The organism is Streptococcus sp. DD11 (assembly GCF_001578865.1).
GTDB lineage: Bacteria > Bacillota > Bacilli > Lactobacillales > Streptococcaceae > Streptococcus > Streptococcus panodentis.
In genome coordinates this window covers 356,474-361,389 of record NZ_KQ969394.1, presented here as the reverse complement: position 1 = coordinate 361,389, position 4,916 = coordinate 356,474, and the positions used below count along the sequence as shown (strand labels likewise).

General features: G+C 49.2%; 2 protein-coding genes and 1 pseudogene. 1 reads left to right on the top strand and 2 read right to left on the bottom strand.

Going from position 1 to position 4,916, the window contains the following annotated elements; all coding sequences use genetic code 11:
* Positions 1-283, bottom strand: a pseudogene (locus tag STRDD11_RS14385) (putative RNA methyltransferase); the annotation flags it as partial.
* A 336-nt stretch (positions 284-619) separates the two neighbouring features.
* The gene (tyrS, locus tag STRDD11_RS07545) at positions 620-1,876 is read right to left on the bottom strand and encodes a tyrosine--tRNA ligase (protein ID WP_128836796.1); all 1,257 of its coding nucleotides are present in this window, start codon (positions 1,874-1,876) and stop codon (positions 620-622) included.
* A gap of 125 nt (positions 1,877-2,001) precedes the next feature.
* Here tyrS and pbp1b point away from each other — a divergent pair, with 125 nt between their 5' ends.
* Positions 2,002-4,377, top strand: a complete 2,376-nt coding sequence (gene pbp1b / locus STRDD11_RS07540; RefSeq protein WP_128836795.1) for a penicillin-binding protein PBP1B — start codon at positions 2,002-2,004, stop codon at positions 4,375-4,377.
* Positions 4,378-4,916: the final 539 nt, after the last annotated feature.

Below are 4,916 nucleotides of genomic sequence, written 5' to 3'. Positions count from 1 at the left end.
CGGCCTGAATTTCTCGGGCATAATAGCCCTCGCCGCAGCCGACATCCAAAAGGGTCGCATGCGGAGCGGTTTCCTGCAGGATCTGCAGCAGGCTGTCTAAAATGTGTCTATAAAAACCGGCTTCCAGAATCAGCTGCCGGTTCTGAAAGCTGGCTTTATCATAGTCTTTAGACTGCCTGACCTGCGGAGCCAGATGAACATAGCCAAATCGGGCGATGTCGTAGGAGTGACGCCTGGGACACTTGAGGCTGTTTTGGTCCAGCTGCAGCTGCTGGCTGCACAGCGGACAGGCAAAAGCCTGAGCCTTGGCAAATCGGGCGATGGTGGATTTCATAAGGGTTCCCCTTCTTTCTTGCTGCTTTACTGCTCCGTAAACCTTCTGCTTTAAATGCCAGCAGTGGGACAGACGCCCATGACGGCTGCCCTGCTCTCTGTATACAGACTTTTCGTTTGCTTTTGGCTCCCCCGGGCTGTGTAAGCTAGCAAAGCAATAAAAGATAAACTAAATGACGATAAAAGGATGGTGATGTTCCAGACCGTGACAATCAAAGAAAATCGAAGATAACAGAGTTAAGAAAAGAAGCCGGTTTTTCGGCCGGCTCCTTGCCTTGTTTTGGCATCAGTAAGTCAGAGCAAAGTATTTTTTCTTGCCGCGGCGGATGACCGTCAGCTCATTTTCCAACTTGTCTGCTTCAGTCAGGCTGTAGTTCAGATCCTGAATGCGTTCGCCATTGAGATAGATGGCGCCGTTTTGGATATCTTCGCGGGCCTGTCGCTTGGAGCTGACGACACCGGCTGTGACCAAGAGCTCCACGAGAAGAAGGCTGTCCTCGGCCTGAACCTGATAGCTGGGTACGCCCGACAAACCTTGTCTCAGTTCTGTGACAGAGAGGTTTTTAATGTTTCCGGCAAAGAGCTGCTCGCTGATATTCAGAGCCTCTTGATAGGCTTTCTCGCCGTGCACCAGAGTCACGACTTCGCGGGCCAGAATTTTCTGAGCCAGACGCTCGTGCGGAGCCGCCTCAAACTGCTGGCGGATGTCCTCGATTTCTTCCAGTGAGAGGAAGGTGAAAATCTTCAGGAAGCGAACGGCATCGGCATCCATGACATTCATCCAGAACTGGTACATTTCATAAGGCGAAGTCTTGTCTGCATTGAGCCAGACAGCATTGCCTTCGGATTTGCCGAATTTTTTGCCAGTAGCGTCCGTAATGAGCGGGACGGTCATGACATGGCCGATCTTATCAGCTTTGCGGCGCAGCAGTTCGGTCCCTGCTGTCATATTGCCCCATTGATCAGAACCGCCGATTTGCAGGGTGACTCCATGTTCTTGGTTTAAGACAAAAAAGTCGTAGCCCTGCATGATTTGGTAGGCAAATTCTGTGTAGGAAATTCCTGTCTCGATCCGGCTCTTGACGGAGTCCTTGCTCATCATGTAGTTGACGGTGAAGTATTTGCCGACATCGCGCAGAAAATCAATAAAGCTGATGCTGCTGAACCAGTCGTAGTTGTTGACCATTTCAGCCTTATTTGCTCCCTTTTCAAAGTCAAGGAAGCGGGCAAGCTGCCCTTGAATGCTCTTAGCCCAGCCGTTAACTGTTTCTTTTGTTTGGAGACTGCGCTCAGCATCTTTGAAAGACGGGTCCCCAATCAAGCCAGTCGCACCGCCGACGAGCGCATAGGGCTTATGACCTGCCAGCTGCAGGCGGCGGCTGGTCAAAATAGCCACCAAATGTCCCAGATGAAGGCTGTCGGCAGTCGGATCATAGCCGGTGTAATAAGAAACTTGTCCTTCTTCCAGGGCTTTGCGCAAAGCTTCTTCATCAGTTGTTTGGAAAACCAAACCACGCTCTTTTAGCTCATCAAAAATGTGCATGTACATCTCCTTTTCAACATATAGTGTGCTCACTCTATTGTATCACAAAGCGTTTAAATAGCAATGTTTCCTTGAAATAAATCATAGTTATTTGTTATAATGGTACAATACAAGGAGAATCTGTTTTGCAACAAATAGTCGAGAAATTAAAAACACTGTGGGAAAAAACCCGGCAGTTTTTCAAACATATCAAACTTCCAGACCTGAAGGGGTTCGGTCCTTCTGCTGATAAAGACGGCTGGTCTGTCGGTGATATAGTTGCCGTTTTTCTGCGGACCTTCAAGCTCCTGCTCAATATGGCTTTTGTCTTTATCTTTTTCGGTGTCGTTCTGGGTGCCGGTATTGGGATTGGCTATGCGGCCAGCCTCTTCAGCAATGTGGAAGTTCCTAAAGAGGAAGAGCTGGTCCAGCAGGTCAACAACATTTCCGGCATTTCTAAGCTGGTCTATTCCAATGGCAGCCTGATTTCGGAAGTGGACAATGATCTGCTGCGGATTCCGGTCGAAAGCGATGCGATTTCGGACAACATTAAAAAGGCCGTCATTGCAACAGAAGATGAAAATTTTGAAAGCCATAAGGGAGTGGTTCCCAAGGCGGTCCTGCGGGCGACGCTGGGGTCTGTTGTCGGTATCGGCTCATCCAGCGGGGGCTCGACCCTGACGCAGCAGCTGATTAAGCAGCAGGTGGTCGGCGATGCACCGACTTTCAAGCGGAAAGCAGCAGAAATTATCGATGCTTTGGCTCTGGAGCGCTATATGACCAAGGACGATATTCTGACCACTTATCTCAATGTGTCGCCTTTCGGCCGCAACAATAAAGGACAGAATATTGCCGGCGTGGAAGAAGCTGCTCAGGGGATTTTTGGTGTCTCTGCCAAGGATCTGACCATTCCGCAGTCAGCCTTTATCGCAGGCCTGCCGCAGAGTCCGATTGTCTATTCGCCTTATGCGGCGGACGGCAGCCTCAAATCAGCTGAGGACATGGCTCTGGGTCTGGCGCGGGCCAAAGATGTCTTGTACAATATGTACCGGACTGGGAAGATTACAGAAGCAGAGTATCAGGAATTTTCTGCCTATGATTTGACCAAAGATTTTAAGCCGTCTGAGAGCTCAGAAAAGAACAGCCATGACTATCTTTACTATACAGCCTTAGAAGAAGCAAAGACCGTGATGTATCAGTATCTGATCCAGCGGGACAATGTCTCCCAGCAGGAGCTGAAGAATAATGATACGGTCAAGGCTTATCAGGATTTGGCGGATAAGGAGCTGAGGGAAGGCGGCTACACTGTCACGACCACGATCAATCAGAAAATCTATGCAGCCATGCAAAATGCGGTAGCCAATTACGGCGGGGTTCTGGATGACGGGACCGGCGCCGTTGAGGTCGGCAATGTGCTGCTGGATAATAAAACCGGCGCCGTTATCGGCTTTGTCGGCGGCCGCAATTATGCCGCCAATCAAAACAATCACGCCTTTGATACAGAACGCTCTCCGGGATCAACCATTAAGCCGATTCTGGCTTATGGGATTGCCATTGATCAGGGCATGATGGGCAGTGCCAGCGTGCTGTCCAACTACCCGACCAACTTTTCAAGCGGCGACCCGATTATGCACGCAGAAAGCCGTGGGACCGCTATGATGGACCTGCAGGAAGCTCTTAATACTTCCTGGAATATTCCGGCCTACTGGACCTATCAGGCCCTGCGGCAGAAGGGAGTCAATGTCAAAGGCTATATGGAAAAAATGGGCTATTACATTGATGACTACAGCATCGAAAGCCTGCCTATGGGCGGAGGGATTGAAGTGTCAGTCGCCCAGCACACCAACGGTTTCCAAACTCTGGCCAATAACGGCAGCTATCAGGAAAAATACATGGTGGATAAAATCACTGACCGAGACGGCAATGTGATTTATCAGCACAAGGCCAATCCGACTCAGGTCTATTCGCCGGCGGCTGCGACGATTATGCAGGAGCTGATGCGGGGAGTGATAAACTCCGGTGCTACTACGACTTTTAAGTCCAGAATCAGTCAGGTCAACGGCACACTGGCCGGCGCCGACTGGATCGGCAAGACCGGAACGACCAATGTCAACGGCGATATGTGGCTGATGCTGTCTACTCCGCGAATGACTCTGGGCGGCTGGATCGGGCATGATGACAATTCCTCTATGGCTGCTCTGACCGGCTACAACAACAACGCCGCTTATATGGCTTATATGGTGGATGCCATTTATCAGGCGGATCCCAATGCCTGGGGCGTCGGTGATAAGTTCAGCCTGGATCCGAGCGTCATCAAGTCTGATGTGCTCAAATCTACGGGGGAAAAACCGGGAACGGTCAATGTGAATGGCCGTACAATCAATCTGAGCGGGCAGACCGTTACAAGCTATTGGGCTAAAAACGGAGCGCCGACCACGTCCTACCGCTTCGGTATCGGGGCATCAGACGCTGATTACCAAAAAGCCTGGGCGGCAATCCTAGGCAGCTCCGGCAACCGTTAAAAAAAGGCTGGAATAGGGAAAGGCCCTGACGGGCTGCCTATCTGCTGGCAGCGTCAGCCTTGCAATTTCCAGCCAAATAGGGTATAATAAGACTAATAATTTGTCGTGTGCTTTGATTGAAATATTGTCCAATTGAAGCCTGCAGCAGTTAAATCAAACTTTCATCAGTCCGATTTAGCTGCTCTTTTTGTGCTCATTTTTAGGTTTTTTGAAGTTTTGTCATCAAAATTTAAAAATTCTGAAAAATCCGCAAAAGGCAAATTGCGAGACGGAAAAGTCTCTATTATTTCTTAATTAACTGAACTCGGCCTCAAAGCTGTGTAAAAAAGACAGATTGCCCAGTGTTTTGAAAACGCATCGTCAATCTCCTGTTTCTACTTTGCTTTTTGAGCCTTAGTATCTTAATTAACTGAACTCGAGCTAAAATCTCGGAAAAAAGATAAATCGCTTTGGCGGTGGGACAGAACTAAATTTTTAAAAATTTAGTTCCCTTCACTCTTTTGTTTCTAAGCTCAGGCTGAAAAGGTTCCCCAAACTTT

What these genes read in the sequence shown, in the direction of transcription:
- tyrS (WP_128836796.1), bottom strand. Translation starts at nt 1,876, where the DNA reads ATGCACATTTTTGATGAGCTAAAAGAGCGTGGTTTGGTTTTCCAAACA.